The organism is Gammaproteobacteria bacterium (assembly GCA_024235095.1).
GTDB lineage: Bacteria > Pseudomonadota > Gammaproteobacteria > Competibacterales > Competibacteraceae > UBA2383.
The window spans coordinates 1,351,880-1,372,448 of record JACKNC010000001.1 but is presented as its reverse complement, the minus strand read 5'-3'; the positions used below and the strand labels follow the sequence as shown (position 1 = coordinate 1,372,448).

General features: G+C 56.9%; 16 protein-coding genes. 6 read left to right on the top strand and 10 right to left on the bottom strand.

Annotated features, from left to right (window positions below; genetic code table 11):
• The first annotated feature begins 70 nt into the window (after window positions 1–70).
• From H6973_06140 to H6973_06125, 4 genes are all read left to right on the top strand, one after another.
• Window positions 71–1,261 (top strand): PilT/PilU family type 4a pilus ATPase, encoded by a 1,191-nt coding sequence (locus H6973_06140; GenBank protein ID MCP5125217.1) that lies wholly within the window; start codon window positions 71–73, stop codon window positions 1,259–1,261.
• Complete coding sequence (locus tag H6973_06135; GenBank protein MCP5125216.1) at window positions 1,258–1,881, top strand: HAD family phosphatase; 624 nt, start codon at window positions 1,258–1,260, stop codon at window positions 1,879–1,881. Before H6973_06140 ends, H6973_06135 begins: the two co-directional genes overlap by 4 nt.
• 440 nt (window positions 1,882–2,321) lie before the next feature.
• Window positions 2,322–2,537 carry a hypothetical protein gene (locus H6973_06130; protein MCP5125215.1) on the top strand — a complete coding sequence of 72 codons (216 nt, stop codon included), beginning with the start codon at window positions 2,322–2,324 and terminating at the stop codon, window positions 2,535–2,537.
• An 18-nt stretch (window positions 2,538–2,555) separates the two neighbouring features.
• Entirely contained in the window at window positions 2,556–2,693 is a 138-nt protein-coding gene (locus H6973_06125) for a hypothetical protein (protein MCP5125214.1), read from the top strand.
• A 97-nt stretch (window positions 2,694–2,790) separates the two neighbouring features.
• On the opposite strand, the gene ppc is transcribed toward H6973_06125, so the two are convergent.
• The 7 genes from ppc to H6973_06090 form a co-directional block, all read right to left on the bottom strand.
• A complete protein-coding gene (gene ppc, locus H6973_06120; protein ID MCP5125213.1) occupies window positions 2,791–5,622 on the bottom strand; it encodes a phosphoenolpyruvate carboxylase in 2,832 nt (943 codons plus the stop codon).
• A gap of 15 nt (window positions 5,623–5,637) precedes the next feature.
• Window positions 5,638–8,475, bottom strand: a complete 2,838-nt coding sequence (locus H6973_06115) for a hypothetical protein (GenBank protein MCP5125212.1) — start codon at window positions 8,473–8,475, stop codon at window positions 5,638–5,640.
• Between the two features lie 490 nt (window positions 8,476–8,965).
• On the bottom strand, window positions 8,966–9,280 hold the full coding sequence (locus H6973_06110; GenBank protein ID MCP5125211.1) for a PD-(D/E)XK nuclease domain-containing protein: 315 nt from the start codon (window positions 9,278–9,280) through the stop codon (window positions 8,966–8,968).
• 21 nt (window positions 9,281–9,301) lie between these two features.
• The gene (locus H6973_06105; GenBank protein ID MCP5125210.1) at window positions 9,302–9,739 is read right to left on the bottom strand and encodes a DUF29 domain-containing protein; all 438 of its coding nucleotides are present in this window, start codon (window positions 9,737–9,739) and stop codon (window positions 9,302–9,304) included.
• A 62-nt stretch (window positions 9,740–9,801) separates the two neighbouring features.
• Window positions 9,802–11,313 carry a SpoVR family protein gene (locus tag H6973_06100; GenBank protein MCP5125209.1) on the bottom strand — a complete coding sequence of 504 codons (1,512 nt, stop codon included), beginning with the start codon at window positions 11,311–11,313 and terminating at the stop codon, window positions 9,802–9,804.
• Window positions 11,310–12,575 carry a YeaH/YhbH family protein gene (locus H6973_06095; GenBank protein ID MCP5125208.1) on the bottom strand — a complete coding sequence of 422 codons (1,266 nt, stop codon included), beginning with the start codon at window positions 12,573–12,575 and terminating at the stop codon, window positions 11,310–11,312. The genes H6973_06100 and H6973_06095 overlap by 4 nt, the downstream gene beginning before the upstream one ends.
• Before the next feature lie 15 nt (window positions 12,576–12,590).
• Window positions 12,591–14,513: a PrkA family serine protein kinase gene (locus tag H6973_06090; protein ID MCP5125207.1), complete on the bottom strand. Its 1,923-nt coding sequence runs from the start codon at window positions 14,511–14,513 to the stop codon at window positions 12,591–12,593.
• Window positions 14,514–15,060: 547 nt separating this feature from the next.
• On the opposite strand from H6973_06090, the gene H6973_06085 reads away from it, so the two are divergent.
• Window positions 15,061–16,140 carry an AI-2E family transporter gene (locus tag H6973_06085; GenBank protein ID MCP5125206.1) on the top strand — a complete coding sequence of 360 codons (1,080 nt, stop codon included), beginning with the start codon at window positions 15,061–15,063 and terminating at the stop codon, window positions 16,138–16,140.
• On the opposite strand, the gene cls is transcribed toward H6973_06085, so the two are convergent.
• Genes cls through H6973_06070 form a run of 3 tightly spaced genes read right to left on the bottom strand, consistent with a single transcriptional unit; the run spans window position 16,135 to window position 19,537 of the window.
• Entirely contained in the window at window positions 16,135–17,568 is a 1,434-nt protein-coding gene (cls, locus tag H6973_06080; GenBank protein ID MCP5125205.1) for a cardiolipin synthase, read from the bottom strand. The genes H6973_06085 and cls overlap by 6 nt on opposite strands.
• An 11-nt stretch (window positions 17,569–17,579) precedes the next feature.
• The gene (locus tag H6973_06075) at window positions 17,580–18,968 is read right to left on the bottom strand and encodes a PhoH family protein (GenBank protein ID MCP5125204.1); all 1,389 of its coding nucleotides are present in this window, start codon (window positions 18,966–18,968) and stop codon (window positions 17,580–17,582) included.
• A gap of 11 nt (window positions 18,969–18,979) precedes the next feature.
• The gene (locus H6973_06070; GenBank protein ID MCP5125203.1) at window positions 18,980–19,537 is read right to left on the bottom strand and encodes a glycine cleavage system protein R; all 558 of its coding nucleotides are present in this window, start codon (window positions 19,535–19,537) and stop codon (window positions 18,980–18,982) included.
• Window positions 19,538–19,674: 137 nt separating this feature from the next.
• On the opposite strand from H6973_06070, the gene H6973_06065 reads away from it, so the two are divergent.
• Window positions 19,675–20,547, top strand: a complete 873-nt coding sequence (locus tag H6973_06065; GenBank protein MCP5125202.1) for a 4-hydroxy-tetrahydrodipicolinate synthase — start codon at window positions 19,675–19,677, stop codon at window positions 20,545–20,547.
• Window positions 20,548–20,569: the final 22 nt, after the last annotated feature.

The following is a 20,569-nucleotide window of genomic DNA, read 5'->3' as shown; positions in this document are numbered from 1 at the left end:
CCCCTCTCCCGCAAGTGGGCGAGGGAATTGAACAATTACGCAAAAACCAATATCCGCAAGAGGACATGGCATGGAACTCAAGGACTATTTGCTACTGTTGGCCCGCCGCGACGGGTCCGACATTTATCTCAGCACGGGCGCGCCGCCCTGCGCCAAATTCCAGGGCGTGCTGCGGGCGCTGGATAAGGAACCCTTGCCGCATGGTCGGGTAAAGGAAATTGCCTACTCCATTCTGGACAAGGCGCAAATTGAGGAATTCGAGAAGACGCTGGAAATGAACCTGGCGATCAGCGAACCCAATGTTGGCCGCTTTCGGGTCAACATCTTCAAGCAGCGCGGCGAAGTGTCCATGGTGATCCGCAACATCAAGACCGATCTGCCCAATGTCAAAGACCTGGGATTGCCACCCGTGTTGACTGACGTGATTATGTCCAAACGTGGCCTGATCCTGTTCGTCGGCGGCACCGGTTCCGGCAAGTCCACCTCGCTAGCGGCGCTGATCGATCATCGCAACACCAACAGCGGCGGACACATCATCACTATTGAAGATCCGATTGAATTCGTCCATCGCCATAAGCGTTCAATTGTTAACCAGCGCGAGGTGGGCGTGGATACCCTGAGTTATGCCGATGCGCTGAAAAATACCTTGCGCCAGGCCCCGGACGTCATTCTGATCGGCGAAATCCGCGACCGGGAAACTATGGAACATGCGCTGGCGTTCGCTGAAACCGGGCATCTGGCGATTTCCACCCTGCACGCGAATAGCGCTAACCAGGCATTGGATCGCATCATCAACTTTTTCCCCGAAGAACGGCGTCCGCAATTGCAAAGTGATCTGTCCGCCAATCTGCGGGCGTTTATCTCGCAACGACTGATTCCGACGGTGGACGGCAAGCGGGTTGCAGCCATCGAAATTCTGCTGCATTCGCCGATGGTGGAAACCCTGATCAAGCGCGGCGAGGTAGCCGGTCTTAAGGAAATTATGGAGAAAGCGACCGGAATAGGTATGCAAACCTTCGATCAGGCGTTGTTTGATCTGCATAAAGCAGGCAAGATCAGTTTCGAGGAAGCGATCAAGAATGCTGATTCCGCCAACAATCTGCGATTGCGTATTAATCTGTCTAGCGGAGCGCCGGGCGCCGAAAAATCAGGTGGTTCGGGATTGTCACTGGAGGCGCTGGCCGAACCCGAGGAAGAAGAGGAGAAACCAGCGGCACCCGCCGCTGCTCCGCGCGCCCTGTCCAGACCGGCGGGAGCATGAGTACGGCGACAGGGGGCGCATTGCCGGAATTTGATGTGCCTGCCTGGATTCGGGGTCTGATCTTCGATTGCGACGGGACGCTGGTGGACACCCTGCCCCTGCATTACGCCGCTTGGGAGGAAACCTTTGCTGAACAGGGCCTGTCGTGCCCATTGGAATTCCTGCTCCGCCACAACGGCAAACCGACGGATCTGATTGTTGCCCTGTACAACGCTGAATTCAGCCAGGCGCTTGATATTGAAAAGTTCACGGAAAATAAGGAGCGTCGAACCTACGCCCTGCTCGATCAGGCGCGGCCACTGGAACCGGTCGCGGCCCTGGCCCGGCGATACTACGGACATTTGCCGATGGCCGTAGTTTCCGGCAGTAACCACGCCAATGTGGAACGGGCGCTGCAAGCGGCGGGATTGTGGACGTTGTTTCACGTAGCGCTGACCGCGGACGATGGCCTGCCGCCCAAACCGGCACCCGATCTGTTTCTGGAGGCCGCGCGCCGCCTCCAAGTCAAACCTTGCTATTGTCAGGTCTTCGAGGATGCCGATTCCGGTCTGGAAGCTGCCCGTTGCGCCGGAATGCTGGCCACGGACGTGCGATTTATTGTGGGCTATCCTGAACTATAAAACGCAAACGGCGGTGGAGAAATTCCAGACGCGCAAGCAGATCGCCGCCACCAAAGGCGTAGCCGATGCCAAGATGCAGTAGGCTTCGGCTCGGGAGCTTTGGAAAAAGCACTGCGCCATCTTCCAATTGCGCTCGCAGAGTATATTCATACTGGTGATCCGACATATTGTCGCTACAACGACTGATGTGCCCCTTCTGGTCAGTCGCTTGTACCCTACCGGTCATTCTGAACGGCTGAATCTCACCGGGCCAACTCGATTTGACCCACTGGGTCGAATGCCAACCCCTTCATAACGGCTCTACCAGGATTCTACTGTTACTCATTTCCTTGTCTTGAGCATCAGTAAGAGAATACCACAACGTGGTCTTCCGATCTTCTCTATATGGCATATCTATTGCTTTATCGAGAGAAAGTTCACCGTTTAGGAGGAGACCCGAGATGTACAACGCTTTGCTGACAATCGAACCCGGATACTTCGCGGCCGGCCCCCGGTTCCGCCGCCTGCCAGAGCGCATAAATCCCGCCTTCGTTCAGCGCATGGCGGCGCGGATGGCGCTGGAAGCGCGGCGGATTGACCGAATCGCGCAGGAGGCAATGCCGGAAGTCTGGGAAGAACCGGTCCGACCCGCCGCTTTTGCGATCCCCGCCGCCTAGTCTGGAGGGAATGATGCCATGAGCAACCTGGGCTTTCCGGTCTCCCTCACTTGGCGACTGGCCGATCTATCCGCCGCCTTGGCTCGCCAGGGACTCGGCCTCTATTGGGATGTCGCTCGCCGCACTGTGGTTGTGGCGACCCTCAGATCATATTGACCTAATTGTTCTGTCAGGCAAAGCTTCGCTTCCACCTTCAACCGCCACTCGAAACAGGGCCTATTCCGCAGAGTTCTCCATCAACCTGGCAGCGGCCTCACCCGGTGTTCCGCATCCCCGCCGCCAGCGCATTGATCGAACGCAGCAAGGGCCGCAGCCAGATTTCCGCTTCCGGCGAATCTGCGCCATGCTCCAGCAACGCCTGCCGATAGCGCGGCAGCAGCGTGACCTGGATATGATTCAGCGGGTCCAGATAGGGATTGCGCCGCTCCAGCGACTGGGCCAGCGTCGGACTTTCCTCAAGCAAAGTCGCAACTTGCGCTACGTTGATAATTTCCCGACAGGTTTGTTCATACTCGACCTGGAAGCGCTGATAAATGCCGGTTTCCACCTCCGACTTCTCGCACAGCCGGGCGTATTCGCGGGCAATGTCCGCATCGACCTTGCTCAACGACATCTGGCTGTTATTGAGCAGCGCGTGAAAAAATGGCCATTCTCGGTAAAGCCGTTGTAGTAACGCCAAGCGCTCGGGATCATTGCCGCGCCAAGTCGCCAGCGCTGCGCCGATGCCATACCAGCCCGGCAAGGTATGCCGCGACTGGCCCCAGCCAAACATCCAAGGAATGGCCCGCACTGAATACTTCGAGCGGTCATCCTGGGCGCGATGCGAGGGCCGCGAACCAAGATTGAGCAGGCCAATTTCGCGCACCGGAGTGGCTTCGTAGAAGTAATCGATAAATCCCGGCGTCTGTTCGGTCAGATTTCGGTAAGCCGCTTCGCCATGCCGAGCCAGCTCCACCATGACAGTCGCTGCTTCCGGCGGATCGGGGGGAACCTCCTGAATCAAGTGCCAGCTGGCCTTCATCAGTCCTGTCAGACCCAGCGTCAGTTCATAGACGGCGGTTTCCAGATTCTGGTACTTGAAGGACAGCACCTCTCCCTGTTCGGTGATCTTGATCTGGCCCTGCACGGTGTGGGAGGGTTGCGACAAAATCGCATCGTGAACCGGCCCGCCGCCGCGTCCCACCGTGCCGCCGCGTCCGTGAAACAGCCGGCAACCAAAGCCGTGCGCTGCGGTGAGCGCTACGGCCTGGCGTTGCGCTTGGTACAGGCCCCAGTTCGAGGCCAGGATGCCACCATCCTTGCAGGAATCGGAATAGCCGACCATGACATCCTGTACCCCACCGGCAGCGGTCAATAGTTCCCGATAGACCGGTTGGTCCAGCAGGCGGGTCAGCAGCGTCTCTACCCGATCCAGGTCGGCAATGGTCTCGAACAAGGGAGCGACGCGCAAGGCGCAATGCCAAGCGCCATCAGCGCGCCGTCCGACCAGACCGGCGAAGCGCGCTAGGAACAGCACCTCCAGGACATGGCTGGCCTCATGGGTCATGGAGATGACGTAATTATCGAAGGCATGCGGGCTGACTTCCTCCCGCATCCGCGCCATGACCTGGAATACCTCCAGCGTTTCCTGGGTAGCCGGGCTGAACGAGTCGCAGTACAGCAGGGGCGTCCCCGGCCGGGACAGCAGGTCATTCAGCACGCTCAGCCGTTCTTCTTCGGTCAGAACCGCGTAGTCGGGCAGATTGGGCGCCATAGCGAAGATTTCCGTGACCGCCGCGGTATGCCGGGCTGATTCCTGGCGCACATCCAGTGCCGCCAAATGGAAACCAAACGTCTCGGCCAGGCGCAGTAAGTCCTTCAATTCGCCTTCTGCGACCGCGCGATCGCCATGCGCAACCAGCGAATCGTGAATCAATTGCAGATCTTCGAGAAACTTATCGACGGAATCGTAACCCCAGAAGGGATGAGGAATCGTCTCGGGGCGCCCTTCGATGCGCGCCCGAACCTGTTCCAAATTGTGTTGCAGCCGGTGGTGCATCAGAAACAACTTGCGCCGGTAAGGCTCCTGGGCATATTGCCGGGGCGCGTCAGAAAACAAGGCGCCCATGCACTGCACGTCTGCATCCAGGCTAGCGGTAAAAACCGGTGAGGGCGTAACCAGCGAACTGGAGCAGGTGAGCTGCCGACTAAGTGCTTCTACCCGATGAAGATATTCGCGAAGAATTTCCTGCGCCTGCAAGCGCAGCGCCAGAGCAGTGGTTTCCGGGGTGACGAATGGGTTGCCGTCGCGGTCGCCGCCGATCCAAGAGCCGAAACGCGCCAGACAAGGGATGGAAACCGCCGATTTGCCGCCCTCGTCGCCATAAACCGCGTTCAGCGCCCGCTCCAGATTGCGGTACATCACCGGCAGCGCCTGGAAGATGGATTCCCGGAAGTAGTAAAGACCGTTCTTGATCTCATCGCGCACTTGCGGCTTGTAGCTGCGCACTTCGTCGGTTTTCCAGAGAATCTCGATCTGGCTGCGCAGTTCCTCGATGACTTCGGCGCGCTGAAGTTTGTTCAGCGCCGGATTGTCCAGTTTGACGTTGGTTAAAAAAACCCGCCGTTGCGCACCCAGCAACACCCGGCGCTTGGCTTCGGTAGGGTGAGCAGTGAAGACCGGCGTGAAGCAGAGCTGATTGAATAACGCTTGCAGCTGCGCGGCATTGACGCCGGCGGCGCGCAGCGTGCGCAGCGTTTCGTCGAAGGAGCCGCGCCACAGCGGCTTGCCGCGCCGCACCTGATCGCGGCGCTGCTGATGCTGGAAATCTTCCTCGGCGATGTTCGCCAGATTGAAATAAGCGCTGAAGGCCCGCACGACATGGTTGAGCATTTCCGGGTTCAACGCCGCGATGAAGCGCATCAGTTGTTCGCGCGTCTCCAGCGCCGACGAGGGCTGGCGACGCAGTCCGGTAAAACCCTTACGCAGAGTTTCCACGGCGTCCAGCGCATGGCGGCCTTCCTGGTCGCGCAGAGTGTCGCCGAGCAGTCGACCCAGCAATTTGATGCGATCATGCAGAGATTTGTCGTTTGAAGCCATCGGCATAGCCCACAACTCCGTTTAGTCAATTATCCACGTCGCCTCGGCGAGAAGCGCCAGACCAACCGCGCCCACAGTCAGCAGGATGGAGGTCAATGAAGCCGGCATGCTGAACCAGCGACGCGGTTTGGTTTTTTGACTGTCCATAGTTTCCATGGCGGCCTGAAGCCAGATGAGTTTCTGTTCAACTTCCTGTAGACGCTCGCCTTGGGCCGTTTCCGTTGCAACCAGCAGATTCTGAATTTCGTGGATCCGTTTCGCTACATTGGTCGCCATGGTCACCACGGTTTCCTGGGCGGATTTGGCGTCGGCGCGCACGGATTCGACCGTCGCCGCCAGCTCATTCAGTCGCTCCTGTTGCTCGTCCAGTCGGGCGGCGATTTCCACAGCCGGCGATTCGGCGCCACCTTGCTGGATCATCTCTCCCATTGGTTGGGAGTTCGCCTGGATTTGTTCCACAACTTCCCGTAATTGGGCCATATCCTGCTGATATACAGCCAGTTCCTGGTCGATGTCGCCCAGTTGCTGCGGTGTTTCCAACTGCGCCATCTTTTGCTGCAGCGCGTGGATTTCCGTGTTCAAAGCGCGGAATTGTTCAAAATTGCCGCTGAACGCCTGGGATTGACTGCTCAGGCGGGATTCGAGGGCGGTTACCGTTTCCTGGGCCTCTGCCAAATCTTCCTGGACTTTCCGGGAGTAGACTTCCACTGTCTCCAGGCGTTGTTCGAAGGCCGTGGTATCCGCCGTGGATGGTTGTTGAAGTTTTTCAATTTCTTGCTGGAGAACGCCGAGCTGGTTGGCCGTTTCCAGCGACTCCTGGCGCCGGGTCTCCAGGGCGGCGGCGAGATCGGCGAATTGCTGTTGCGTGGCGTCTCGCAACTTATCAAGATCGCCAGTCTGGGCCAGCAGATCCTGGCGCAGAGGGCCGAGCGCGGCTTCCAGGTCGATGCCAGCACCGGGTTCAGGCGCCTGGCGGAGGATATCCAGGGTGGCTTCGGTGGCGTCGAGCCGGTGTTGTAAAGCCTGAATCTGTTGAATCTGCGCTTGTCCCGCGTGTCGCAACTCCTCCAGGGTAACTGTTTGCAGTTGGCCTACTTGCCCGGCAATCTCCCGTGATTCCTGTTGCCGGATTTCCAGGGCGTCGTTGATCGCGACGAATTGTTGTTGCGTCACATCTCGCAGCGCATTGAATGCGTCAGCGTGCGTGGACAATTCCTGGCGTAGGGGGGCAAGCACGGCTTCCAGGTCCAGGCCAGCTTGGGTTTCGGCGGGAGCCTGGCCAATCTGGTCGAGGGTGGCCTCGGCCTCGCTGAGCCGCTCCTGAAGGTTCTGAATCTGCGACCAGGCCAGTTCCTGGGTCTCATTAAGCGTTTCGGCCTGCGCCGTCAGATCCTGGCGGAGGCTATTAAGCGCGGTTTCGGTCTCCGCATCGCCAGTGGGTTCAGCGGCAGACGCGGCGTGGAGACTGTCCAGAGTGGCTTCGGCCTCGCTAAGCCGCTCCTGAAGGTCTTGAATCTGTGACCAAGCTAGTTCCTGAGTCTCATTAAGCGTCTCGCCTTGCGTGGTCAGGGTTTGACGCAGCTCATCCAAATGGGCCCGCAATCCCTCGTATTGTTCGTGCGTTCCCGCCAGCGCCTGTTCCAGGGCTTCAAAGCGCGCTGGCTCCATCAGAGCGGGCGCCGACGCCTTCCCAGTAGATTCAAGCGGCAACGCCTCAGCCGGCGCCATTGGACTGGAGACAGCGCCTTCCAATTGGTTCAACCGATCATGATAAGAGGACAGACTCTCTCGCCAGTTTTGATCCAGTTCACGCAGCGTATCGTTTTGCGTCGTAAGGTCGGTTTGCAGGACGTTGAGAATCTGCCGGGTGGAATTGGTGTCTGCCGATACCTTACCGACCAGGGTTTCCAGATGCTTCACCCGTTCCTGCTGCTTCTGCAATTCCTGGCGGATGCGCGCGGCGTCCGCCAATCCTTGACGCTGTTCTTCAAAGCAGGTCTTGAGAAAGGTGATCTCTTTGCGGGCCGCAGACGAGGATTCGGTCAGTTGATCCAGTCGGCTTTGCTGGTCCTGCAATTGTCGCGTGGCGGTCTCGCTGGCTTCGGTGATCTGGTCGAGACTGGCGAGCGCTTGGTCGTGCCGTTTCAGATCGGTTTTCAGCGCATTCAATAACTGCATCGTCGATTGTGCGCCCTGGTCGAGATTTTCCAGCATAATTTCCAGCTGGAGCAGACGCTTGTGTTGCGCTTCAACGATGGAGGAAAACTCTTTCAAATGTTGCTGATGATTACGATCCGCTTTTTCCAGTGCTCCAAACTGTTCCTGATGCTGCTCGATGCGGAAGTCCAGGGCGGTCATCCGGGATTGCAGGGTGCCCGCGCTCTTTTCCAGCGTCTGTAGCGCTCCTAACAAACTAAGTTGCTCGCGCGTTTGACTGGCCACCCGCGTTTCCAGGGCGGACATCCGTTCCGCGGGTTCAGCCTGCGTCAGCATGGATTGAAGTTCCTGACGCAAGTCGTTGGACAACGCCGCCAGCGCTTGACGTGCCTCTTGCTGTTCTTCCTGGAAACGGGCGACCAGCGTCTCGACCGTGGTCAATTGTTTGTCCAGCGCCTGGCTATCGGTTTGCAGCTGGGTTAATCGAGTCTCTTGCGTGCGTAAATCGCCGGACAGGGTAATCAGGGTCTGCCGGTCGGACTGGCGGTCCTGATCCAGAGTGGTCAGCGTATCGGATAAGGTCCGCAGCTGGCCATGCCAAGTGGAGGTATCCGTTTCCAGCACCCTCATTTTACGGTGCAGGTTCTGGAAAAAGTCGATCGCACCGGCGAGGGAAGGTTCAAGTTCGGTTGCGTCGTTCATGGCGGCAATATCGTTTGGGTTGAATGCAAAGACGTATAGATGATGAGTATGAATGATTTTTAGCATTTAGGGTGATGAAATGGCCAACGTCCTCATCACAGACTGCCTCTACATCGGCTTGATCCATACTCAAGATAATCGTCTCTTAAAAATTACAATCTGCTACCAACGCTTGATGCGCCCACGGTTCCAGTACCTCGGCTCTCGACACTAACGGATTCTTCAGCAACCACCACAGCCACGACTCGCGTAGGTTCCGCCATTCCGTCTTCAGCGGTAAAAATGCGAATTGATCGCTAAAAAAATTTAGTAAAAACAATAAAAAAAATGGCATCAGCCAATCGCCCGAAGACATGAATTATCGAGAAACAGTATAATACCCCTTTCAGCAGTGGGAAAACCGGTTGGACTGATTCAGGTCGGGATCGTAGCAGGCGTCGTTTTGGACTGATTCAGGTCGGGATCGTAGCAGGCGTCGTTTTGGACTGATTCAGGTCGGGATCGTAGCAGGCGTCGTTGCTCCCCATTCTTCCCGATAAACCAGTTCCCAGCCGCTGTACACCAGAATCAGCGGATGCAGAGTCGCCGGGCCGAGGAGTTCCCGCACCCGCGCATCCTGCATGTATTGTTGTAACTGCGTTTGCGCCTCGGCAATCGCCTTCTGCCATTGCGCCGGACTGCCCTCGCCACGTTTGAGATATTTCAGTTCGATCAGATAGACATGGCGCATATCGTGATAGCGCGCATAGCACGGCGCCAGATAGAGATCGACAAACCCGCCACCCCATTCCTGCTCGCTACACACCCGGAAATAGGGGGGGCAAATTCAGTCTGGCCACCAGTCTCCCGTGATCTGCTCTACAGTAAACGGGCATTGCTCCGGGAAAGTGATCAATGGCAAGCTGGTTTCGCCCGCCGCATTCTTCCGGGCCTGTTGATAGGCTTTGATGGTGAGCGCCTCCATGTGCGCATTCAGACTAGGACTTTCATCGAGCAAATCCATGATTTGGTACCGGCCATTTTCAATCGATAATCGCCAGCTTGCCCCGCGTCGTTCCGGCTGATAACGCCATTTCAGCAAGTGCAGCAGAACATTTTGAATATAGCCGCTGATTGACCGCCGATCCCGTTTGCCTATGCTTTCAATCTCTTCGGCGATATTCTCCACGTCCAGATCAATTCGATTGAACTGCCGTTGGCGTAACAGATCAGCCTGTTGCTGCGTCCACAGATAAAAATCGGTTTCGTAGGTCGCTATCGTCATCCCCGCACCTCCCGGTCCGGATATGAAATTTCGGGCGTTTCGATTGAGCGCAATCAGATACCCTACCCCTGCACCGGGCATTCTCCCACCAGTTCCACTTTGCCCTCTTCATCCACCGCCTCCATCCGCACGGTGAACCCCCACAACCGATGCAAATGCTTAAGCACTTCCTGTGTGGTCTCCGAATGCAGTGGCCGACGATGATAGCGGGTATGCCGCAAGGTTAATGACCGATCCTGACGATGAGCGACATTCCACACCTGAATGTTTGGCTCGCGGCTGCCCAGGTTGTACTGATCAGCCAGCGCCAGCCGCAGTCGCCGATAACCCGCTTCGTCATGAATCGCGGTAACCTCCAGCTCATCCTGAGTGTCATCGTCCAGCACGGCGAACAGTTTCAAATCCCGCATCAGCTTGGGCGACAGGAATTGAGCGATGAAACTCTCATCCTTGAAATTGCGCATGGCGAAGTCCAGCACCTTGAGCCAGTCCTGCCCAGCGATATCCGGGAACCAGTAGCGATCTTCGTCCGTTGGTGCCTGACAGATGCGCTGAATGTCGCTCATCATGCCAAAACCCAGCGCGTAGGGATTAATCCCGGAGTAGTAGGGATGGTCGAACGGGAGTTGATGCACCACGCTGGTGTGCGATTGCAGAAATTCAATCATGAATCCGTCGTTGGCGTAGCCCTCGTCATAGAGCCGATTCATCAGCGTGTAATGCCAGAAGGTTGCGTGACCTTCATTCATCACCTGCGTCTGGCGCTGCGGGTAGAAATACTGGGCGATCTTGCGGACGATGCGCACTAGCTCCCGTTGCCACGGCTCCAGCAATGGCGCATTCTTCTCGATGAAATACAGCAGATTTTCCTGCGGCTCGGAGGGATAGCGCCGCTCGGTCTCGGCGGCCGTCGTCTCAGTGGATTTGGTCGGGACCGTGCGCCACAGATCGTTGATCTGCGATTGCAGATAATCTTCCCGTTCGCGCTGGCGTTGCTTCTCCTCGCTGAGCGACAACGGCGCTGGATGCTTGTAGCGATCAACCCCGTAGTTCATCAGCGCATGGCAAGAGTCGAGGAAGACCTCCACTTCTTCCTCGCCATAGCGCTCCTCGCATTCCGCTACATAGTTCCGGGCGAACAGCAGGTAATCGATAATGGCGTCGGCGCTGGTCCAGGTGCGGAACAGGTAGTTGCCCTTGAAGAAGGAGTTATGACCATAAGCGGCGTGAGCAATCACCAGCGCCTGCATCATGGCGGTGTTCTCTTCCATCAGGTAGGCGATGCACGGATCGGAGTTGATCACGATCTCGTAGGCCAGCCCCATTTGCCCGCGCCGGTAATTTTTCTCGGTCAGCACGAATTGCTTACCGTAGGACCAGTGCTTGTAACCCAGCGGCATCCCCACCGAGGAATAGGCGTCCATCATCTGTTCGGCGGTGATGATCTCGATCTGGTTCGGATAAACATCCAGACCGAAGTCGTTCACGGCAATTTGGCCGATGACTTCGTTGTAGCGCTCCAGCATCGGGAACGTCCATTCGGACGAGTCGGCAATCAGTCTCGATTCACTCATGACACGCGCCTCTTGAACAGATCCCGGAACACCGGGTAGATATCCGCGGGGCCATCGATCTGTCGCATGGCGAAGTGCGGGTGTTGCGCCTTCACGTCCTCGTAGGCGTCCCACAGACTTTGATGGCGGTCCGGGGTGATTTCGATGTAAGCGTAATAGCGGACGTAGGGCATAATGCGCTGCACCAGCAGATCGCGGCAGGTTGGCGAGTCATGATGCCAGTTGTCGCCATCGGAAGCCTGGGCAACATACAGATTCCAACTGGAGACCGGGTAGCGGTCGCGCATGATCTCCGCTGCCAATTGCAGGGCGCTGGAGACGACCGTGCCGCCGGTTTCCCGCGAGTAGAAAAATTCCTGTTCATCGACTTCCTTGGCGACCGTGTGGTGGCGAATGAACACCACTTCGATTTTTTCGTAATTTCGCTTGAGAAACAGATAGAGCAGCGTAAAGAAACGCTTGGCCAGGTCCTTGCGCGCTCGATCCATTGAACCGGACACATCCATGATACAGAACATCACCGCCTGCGTAGTCGGCTGCGGTTGCTTGACCCGGTTAGCGTAGCGCAGATCAAAAGTGTCGATGAACGGCACCGCGCGCACCCGCGCCCGCAGGTGTTCGATCTCTTCGGTCAGCGCCCCGACCTGCTCTTCGTCGACCGGCGTTTCGTCCAGTAATTGTCGCAGTTCCTCCTCGGCTTCATTCAAGCGACGATTGTAGGGCGCGGCCAGCGCCATGCGCCGCGCCAGCGCGCCTTTCAGCGAACGCACCACATCGATATTGGCCGGGACGCCATCGCTGGTGAAGCCGGCCCGCACCGATTTGAACTCGGTGGTTTTAGCCAACTGGGTGCGCACCAGATTCGGCAGCTCCAGATCCTCAAAGAACAACTCCAGAAACTCGTCCCGCGACAGTTCAAAAACAAAATCATCTTCGCCCTCACCGGTGTTACTAGCCTGGCCACCACTGCCGGAACCCCCACCGCCAGGCGGCCGGGCAATCCGATCGCCCGCCGTGAACTCCTTGTTACCGGGATGGATCGCCTCGCGGCGACCGCCGGGGCCGTGACTGAACACCGGTTCAGACAGATCGCGGGCCGGAATGTTGATCTTCTCGCCGTTGTCGATGTCGGTGATGCTACGGCCATTCATGGCCTCGGCCACGGCTTTCTTGATCTGGCCCTTGAAGCGCCGGATGAAACGCTGACGGTTGACGGCGCTTTTGTTCTTGCCGTCCAACCGCCGGTCGATAAACGTGGCCATGAGGGATATCCTCCGTCAGGATGCCTTGCGGACCCGCAGATACCAATCGGACAACAGCCGCACCTGTTTAGCCGTGTAGCCTTTGGCGACCATCCGGTCCACAAATTCGGCGTGCTTTTTCTGCTCGTCGGCGCTGGCCTTGGTGTTGAAGCTGATTACCGGCAGCAGATCCTCAGTGGTCGAGAACATTTTCTTTTCGATCACTGCCCGCAGTTTTTCGTAACTGGTCCAGGCCGGGTTCTTGCCCGCGTTCTTGGCTTTAGCTCGCAATACGAAATTGACGATTTCATTGCGAAAATCCTTGGGATTGCTGATGCCGGCCGGTTTTTCGATCTTTTCCAGTTCGGCGTTGAGCGCCGACCGGTCGAACGATTCGCCGGTGTCGGGATCGCGGTATTCCTGATCCTGGATCCAGAAATCGGCGTAGGTCACGTAGCGGTCGAAAATGTTCTGCCCGTACTCGGAATAAGACTCTAGATAAGCCTGTTGAAGTTCCTTGCCAATGAATTCGGCATAGCGCGGCGCCAGATAGCCCTTGAGATAAGACAGATATTTCTCCTCGACCTCCGGAGCGAACTGCTCGCGCTCAATTTGCCGCTCCAACACATAGAGCAGATGAACCGGGTTAGCAGCCACCTCGGCATGATCGAAGTTGAAGACCTGCGACAGAATCTTGAAGGCGAACCGCGTGGAAATGCCAGTCATACCTTCATCGACACCGGCGTAGTCACGGTATTCCTGCATCGACTTGGCCTTGGGATCGGTGTCCTTAAGATTCTCGCCGTCGTAAACGCGCATCTTAGAAAAGATGCTGGAGTTTTCCGGCTCTTTGATGCGGGTCAGCGTCGAAAATTGCGCCAGCATTTCCAAAGTGCCGGGCGCGCAGGGCGCTTGCGATAGGGAGCTATGGGTCAACAATTTCTGGTAAATCCTGACCTCGTCCGACACCCGCAGGCAATAGGGCACTTTGACGATATAGACGCGATCCAGGAACGCCTCATTATTCTTGTTGTTCTTGAAGGATTGCCATTCTGATTCATTGGAGTGCGCCAGGATGATGCCCTCGTAGGGGATCGCCGACAAGCCCTCGGTGCTGTTGTAATTACCTTCCTGGGTTGCGGTGAGCAGGGGATGCAGCACCTTGATCGGCGCTTTGAACATTTCGACGAATTCCATCAGCCCGCGATTGGCGCGGCACAACGCGCCGGAGAAGCTGTAGGCATCTGGGTCGTTCTGGGCGAAATGCTCCAGTTTACGGATATCCACCTTGCCGACCAGCGAGGAGATGTCCTGGTTATTCTCGTCGCCCGGTTCAGTTTTGGCGACGGCGATCTGATGCAGGATTGAAGGACGCAACTTGACCACTTTGAAGCGGGTAATATCGCCATTGTATTCCTGCAGGCGCTTGGCCGCCCACGGCGACATGATATGACGCAGGTAGCGGTTAGGAATACCGTAATCCTCTTCCAGAATAGGGCCGTCCTCTTCGGGGTTGAACAGCCCGAGCGGCGATTCAAATACCGGTGAATCCTTAATGGCGTAGAACGGTACGCGCTCCATCAATTGCTTGAGGCGTTCGGCCAGTGACGATTTTCCACCGCCCACCGGGCCAAGCAAATAGAGAATCTGCTTCTTTTCCTCCAAGCCCTGCGCGGCGTGACGGAGATAGGACACAATCTGTTCGATGCAGTCCTCCATCCCATAGAATTCTTCAAAGGCGGGATAGAGTTTGAGCACTTTGTTCTGGAAGATGCGCGACAGGCGGGGATCATTCCGGGTATCGACCAACTCCGGTTCGCCAATGGCCTTGAGCAGCCGCTCGGCGGCGCTGGCGTAGGTGCTGGGGTCAGTCTTGCACAGCTCCAGGTACTCCTGGAGGGTCAACACCTCTTCGCGGCTTTCTTCATAGCGCGACAGGTAGCGGTTGAAAATTTTCATGGTCATAACCTCTCTATCAGGGTCGCGAAAGCGTCATCGCTTCCGCTCAAGGCTGTCAGCTCAACATGGGTTCATTCCTCCCTCGATCCGTGCGTCGGATTCCAGCCAGTGATGCGGACTGGAGACCGCCTGTTCCTCGGTCCTCGGCGGCGCTGGGCTGCGGTTTAACTTTCCCGCAGACGCTTCTGAGAGAAAATAAAGCAATTAACGGACCAGTTCTTGTTATTATAGATAAAAAGGGGATCCGACTGTACGCATAAATCTCGGGTGGCTCCCAACAGGAAGATTTTCAACAAAGAATTCCAAATCAATGGCTTGTTTTTGTTTTTATAACCTGAACGACTTTTGAACCATCGGTCAAGTTCGTATTGGAACAGCGGGATACGACCTTTATTGCACTGTTTTGGCGCGATGCACTAAAGCAGTTCCGAGAATTCATAGACCACGACTGGCGGCGACGGTTCGGGAATCCTTTGTCGTTCGTTTGGGATGAGAGCAACTTTGTTGCTAACATCGTTTAGAACGAAAAACCAACATAAAAGGCTTTATGAAAATCCTCAGCGAATGGTTTGAACGATTTTTCCACGATCCCCAAGCGGTCATTCTGACCGTGGTGCTGGTGCTCGGCACGAGTGTGGTTTTGGTGATGGGCCAGGACTTGGCGCCGGTGCTGGCCAGCATCGTGATTGCTTATCTTCTGGAGGGCATTGTGCAGGCGCTGGAGCGCCGCTTGCGAATACCGCGTCTGTTGGCGGTGGTGGTGGTGTTCATCCTGTTCATGACTTTTGTGTTATTTGTACTGTTCGGATTGCTGCCGCTGGTCTCGCGGCAATTAACGCAATTAATCCAGCAGTTACCGACCATGATCGTCCAGGGTCAGAATCTGTTGCTCAGCCTGCCGGCCATGTACCCGGATTTCATCACCGAGGTGCAGGTGCTGGAAGTGATTAACGCCGTGCGGGCGGAAATCGCAACCTGGGGCCAGAATATCCTGTCCTGGTCACTGGCGGCGGGCATGGGGTTTATTACGGCGATCATCTATCTGGTGTTGCTGCCCCTTCTGGTGTTTTTTTTCCTTAAGGACAAGCGGTTGATCCTGGATTGGGTGCATGGATTTCTCCCGCACGATCATACTCTGGCGCAGCAGGTCTGGCGCGAGATCGACCGGCAAATGGGCAACTATGTGCGCGGCAAGTTTCTGGAAATCCTGGTGGTCTGGATAGTAACTTTCGCTGCTTTCATCTATATGGGGTTGCAGTTCTCCATGTTGCTGGCGCTGATGGTGGGGTTGTCGGTGATCGTGCCCTATATCGGAGCAGTGGTAGTGACCATTCCGGTCGCGCTCGTGGCGTTCTTTCAATGGGGTTGGGGTTCAGAGTTTCTGTGGCTGCTGGGCGTTTATCTGGTGATTCAGGGTCTGGATGGCAATGTGCTGGTGCCGTTGCTATTTTCCGAGGTCGTGGATTTGCATCCGATTGCTATCATCGTCGCGGTGCTGGTCTTTGGCGGACTGTGGGGATTTTGGGGGGTGTTTTTCGCGATTCCACTGGCGACCGTGGTGCAATCGCTGATCAAAGCCTGGCCGCGCCAGGCGGTGAAGGTCGTCGAACAGCCGACTGCGCTATAACAAGGGCGATAAGAGTCGCGCCGTGGATTCGCCCAATCGCTGGCTCAGCGTCGCCCGACGACCGGGTTTCACATAGCGCGAGGCGCAGCGCAGGTCGGCAGCGAAACTGTGGGCCAGAGTTGCTGCTAATCCCGCATCGTAAAGCACCGCTATGGCTTCGAAATTCAGCATCAAGCTCCGGTTGTCGAAATTGGCGCTGCCCACCGCGGCAATTCGTTCGTCGACTACCATCAGCTTGGCGTGCAGCATCGGCGGGCCATATTCGTGGATCGCGACGCCGGCGCTGACCAGTTCGTCGTAGTAACTGCGGGCCGCAGCGGTGACCAATCGTGAATCGCTATTCTTGGGCGCCAGTACTTGCACGTTTACCCCGCGCAATGCAGCGGTGACTAGTGCGGTCGTTAGCGCTTCGCTGGGAACAAAGTAAGGCGTTGCTAGCAACAGTTGCCGTTGCGCGCCGGCAATGGCGGCGAAATAGAGCTTGGCGATGGCGTGGCGGTTATTGTCGGGACCGGATTCGACAATTTGTAACCAATGGCCAGTCGTTTCGGCAAAACGGGGAAAGAACTTATCTTCAAAAGGCGCTTGATCGGTAGCAAAGTACCAGTCTTCCAGGAAAATGAATTGTAATCGGTGAACCGGCTCACCTTCGATGCGCAGATGCGTGTCGCGCCAAGCATCGTTGCGACATAGAATTTGGCTGTGTTCATCGCTGATGTTGATGCCGCCAGTGAAGCCGACCCGGCCATCGCAGACCATAATCTTTCGGTGGGTGCGAAAATTGACGTATTTCAGGCGGAATCGACGCAGGCCAATCGGATTGAACCAGGCGACCTGAACTCCGGCATCCTGCAATGGTTGCAAAAAGCGGTGATTGATCCGGTCGGAACCAATCGCATCCAGCAGCAGACGCACCTGGACGCCATGACGGGCTTTTTCGATCAACGCATCGCGCAAGCGGGTACCGACCTGATCCGGTTGCCACATGTAGTATTCGAGATGGATGTGATGTTGAGCGGCGGCGATGGCGGTTTCGATGGCTTCATAGCAAGCGTCGCCGGTTTCCAGTACGGTAACGCCGGTTGCCGGCGCCGGAGCGCCCTGACTAATCCGGGCCAGCAGCAGGGCGATTTGCCGTTCAAGTCCAGCGTCCGGGAAACCTTCCGGGATCGCATGATCAGGGCGCAGGTCGCGGGTGGACTGAATCAGGCGTTCGCGAGCGCGGCCATAGCGCAGCCGGCGTCGACGCAGCCGCCGCGGCCCGAATAGCAAATAGACGAGGAAACCGAAATAAGGCATGAACAGCAATGCCAACAGCCAGGCGAGGGTCGCCGCTGGTGAACGACGCTCCAGGATCAGACCCAGGGCCACCAGCACGATCCATAGCAACCAAGCGAATGGAAGCAAAGCGATCAGATGGTCAACCATACCGGAACCGTCTACAACTGTTCGGAAGCGAACTCCGCCAACCGCGATCGTTCCCCACGTCGCAGCGTGACATGTCCGCCATGCGGCCAGCCCTTGAAGCGATCCACAACGTAAGTCAGACCCGACGTGGTTTCCGAGAGATAAGGCGTATCGATCTGGGCGATGTTGCCCAAGCAAATGACCTTGGCGCCAGGGCCAGCGCGGGTAATCAGGGTTTTCATCTGTTTGGGCGTTAGATTTTGCGCCTCGTCGAGAATCAGATATTTGTTCTGGAAAGTTCGTCCGCGCATGAAATTGAGCGAGCGAATCTTAATCCGGTTGCTCAACAGATCGGCGGTGGCGGCGCGGCCCCATTCCCCGCCTTCCTGTGGGGCCAGCACTTCCAGATTGTCCATCAACGCCCCCATCCAGGGCGTCATCTTTTCCTCTTCGGTGCCAGGCAGGAATCCAATGTCCTCGCCAACCGGTACGGTAACCCGGGTCATAATGATTTCCCGGTAGCGCTTGATATCCAGCACCTGTGTTAACCCAGCGGCCAGAGTCAGCAAGGTTTTACCGGTCCCGGCGGCGCCGAGTAAAGTCACAAAATCAATCTCGGCATCCAGCAACAGGTTGAGGGCAAAATTTTGCTCGCGGTTGCGGGCGTTCATGCCCCAGACCGCATGACCGGGCGCGGTGTAGTCCTTGAGGATTTCAATAATCGCTTCCTGGCCGCGTCGTTGACGGACGATGAAGGCTGGGCTGTCATCAGCAGGCAGCAGGCCTTGATTAGGATGCCAGCTTGCGATTTCGGGGCCGCGAACCCGGTAAAAGGTGCGACCACATTCCTTCCAGGAATCCAGTTCTCGACCATGCGTGTCCCAGAAATCCGCCGGCAGGTCGCAAATGCCGCCATACAGCAGGTTGACGTCATCCAGCGTCTGGTCGTTATAGTAATCCTCGGCGTGGATGCCGAGAATGGCAGCCTTGATCCTCAGATTAATGTCTTTGGAAACCAGGGTGACCTGACGCAGTGGATGATCTTGCCGCAAGGTCAGCGCCACGCCCAAAATATCGTTGTCCGGGGTGTTGCCCGGCAGGGGAATTGAGGGACTGAGCCGGGTGGGACGGGTTTGAAAATACAACCGGCCGCGGATCGATTCGCCTTGTGGACCCGGTGCGCCAGGCAATGGCAATCCCTGCTCAATCTCTTCCTGGGTGGCGCCGGTGATGAGATCATCCAGAAAACGGCTGACCTGTCGGACATTACGGGCGACTTCTGAAACCCCCTTCTTGGCGTGATCCAGTTCTTCCAGCACCATCATCGGCAAATGGATATCGTGCTCCTGAAAGCGGAAGACAGCGGTTGGGTCGTGCATCAGCACGTTAGTATCGAGGATAAACAGGCGGCGTTCGGACATGAGGATATGGTTTATCCCTTGATCGGCTCCAGCACCGCATCCAGATTCAGGTCATCGCAAAAATCCAGAAATTCCTCGCGCAGCAAGGCGATGTGGGTGTTGGCGGGAATGCCGATCGCCAGGTTGACCGAAAACATGGGGGTGCCGGTATGCGGGGCGCTGTAGCTGCGGGTCATCATATCCTCGATATTGATCGAACGACTGGCGAAAAAGCTGGCTAAATGGTGAACGATGCCCGGCTGGCTAACGGCAACCACCTCAACAGCATAGGGCAGGACATCGCCGGCGACCGCTCGGCCTTCGGTGCGCTTGGCGATAATGGTCATACCCAGCGCCTGCTCCAACCGTTTGAGTTGCATTTCCAGCTTGGTCAAGGTATTCCAATTGCCCTGCACCATCAGCAAAATAGCGAACTCGCCGCCTAGCACGGTCATGCGGCTGTCCGTGATGCTGCAATCGCAATCCAGGATAGCCCGGGACAGTTCGTTGACCAAGCCGGGACGATCTTCACCAAGGGCGGAAATGACCAGGTAGTTTTTCACGGGCGAATTCCTACGGGCAGAGAACATGGTGGTGTAAAAATGGCAGTGTACAGGTATCCAGCAGGGGTGAAAACGGTTCCCCTCCGTCTTAACAAGGGTGCTTGTCAAGCCCGCCGGGTATTCGTACCATGCGGCGATTGCAGGTCAACAGAGAGTATAAAATCATGTTTCGTGGCAGCATGGTGGCTATTGTAACGCCGATGCAGGCGGATGGCGGGCTGGATTTCGCGGCGCTGGAAAGTCTAGTGGAATTCCATATTGAAAATGGAACTGACGGCATTATCGCCGTGGGCACCACTGGCGAGTCGGCAACCCTGGATTTTGAAGAGCATATCACCGTGGTTCGCCAGGTGGTGGAACAAGTCAGGGGACGGATTCCAGTGATCGCCGGCACCGGGGCCAACTCCACCAGTGAGGCGCTGCATTTGACCCGGCGGGCCATGGAGGTTGGCGCGAACGCCTGCTTGCTGGTGACCCCCTATTATAACAAGCCGACCCAGGAAGGGCTGTATCGGCACTATAAATTGATTGCGGACAGCGTGGCGATTCCGCAAATCCTCTACAACGTGCCTGGCCGCACCGCCTGCGATCTGAAGCCGGAAACGGTTGAGCGATTGGCCGACATTCCGAACATTGTTGGCATTAAGGAAGCAAGCACCCTGGAGCGCATCCAGGAACTGGTGCGCCATTGCGGGGATCGCATGGATGTGTACAGCGGCGACGATGGCATTGCTGCGGAAGCGATACTCAGCGGCGCCAAGGGGAATATTTCCGTGACCGCCAACGTCGCGCCGCGTCTGATGCATGAGATGTGTGCTGCTGCGCTGGCCGGTGATCGCGCGGGCGCTGAAGCGATTAATCGCCGACTGGCTGAATTGCACAGGACGCTGTTTCTTGAATCCAACCCCATTCCGGTGAAATGGGCGGTGAGCCAGTTGGGACTGATTCCACCGGGAATTCGCTTGCCGCTCACGCCATTCTCCGAGTCGTTCCAACCCGCGGTGCGGGCTGCGATGCAGCTGGCTGGAGTGCTTTAACAATTATGACGACGCGACTTTC

Excerpts from the sequence above, each read along its gene's own strand:
- H6973_06140 (MCP5125217.1), top strand. The coding sequence starts at position 71 with ATGGAACTCAAGGACTATTTGCTACTGTTGGCCCGCCGCGACGGGTCC.
- H6973_06135 (MCP5125216.1), top strand. The coding sequence starts at position 1,258 with ATGAGTACGGCGACAGGGGGCGCATTGCCGGAATTTGATGTGCCTGCC.
- H6973_06130 (MCP5125215.1), top strand. The coding sequence starts at position 2,322 with ATGTACAACGCTTTGCTGACAATCGAACCCGGATACTTCGCGGCCGGC.
- H6973_06125 (MCP5125214.1), top strand. The coding sequence starts at position 2,556 with ATGAGCAACCTGGGCTTTCCGGTCTCCCTCACTTGGCGACTGGCCGAT.
- ppc (MCP5125213.1), bottom strand. The coding sequence starts at position 5,622 with ATGCCGATGGCTTCAAACGACAAATCTCTGCATGATCGCATCAAATTG.
- H6973_06115 (MCP5125212.1), bottom strand. The coding sequence starts at position 8,475 with ATGAACGACGCAACCGAACTTGAACCTTCCCTCGCCGGTGCGATCGAC.
- H6973_06105 (MCP5125210.1), bottom strand. The coding sequence starts at position 9,739 with ATGACGATAGCGACCTACGAAACCGATTTTTATCTGTGGACGCAGCAA.
- H6973_06100 (MCP5125209.1), bottom strand. The coding sequence starts at position 11,313 with ATGAGTGAATCGAGACTGATTGCCGACTCGTCCGAATGGACGTTCCCG.
- H6973_06095 (MCP5125208.1), bottom strand. The coding sequence starts at position 12,575 with ATGGCCACGTTTATCGACCGGCGGTTGGACGGCAAGAACAAAAGCGCC.
- H6973_06090 (MCP5125207.1), bottom strand. The coding sequence starts at position 14,513 with ATGAAAATTTTCAACCGCTACCTGTCGCGCTATGAAGAAAGCCGCGAA.
- H6973_06085 (MCP5125206.1), top strand. The coding sequence starts at position 15,061 with ATGAAAATCCTCAGCGAATGGTTTGAACGATTTTTCCACGATCCCCAA.
- cls (MCP5125205.1), bottom strand. The coding sequence starts at position 17,568 with ATGGTTGACCATCTGATCGCTTTGCTTCCATTCGCTTGGTTGCTATGG.
- H6973_06075 (MCP5125204.1), bottom strand. The coding sequence starts at position 18,968 with ATGTCCGAACGCCGCCTGTTTATCCTCGATACTAACGTGCTGATGCAC.
- H6973_06070 (MCP5125203.1), bottom strand. The coding sequence starts at position 19,537 with ATGTTCTCTGCCCGTAGGAATTCGCCCGTGAAAAACTACCTGGTCATT.
- H6973_06065 (MCP5125202.1), top strand. The coding sequence starts at position 19,675 with ATGTTTCGTGGCAGCATGGTGGCTATTGTAACGCCGATGCAGGCGGAT.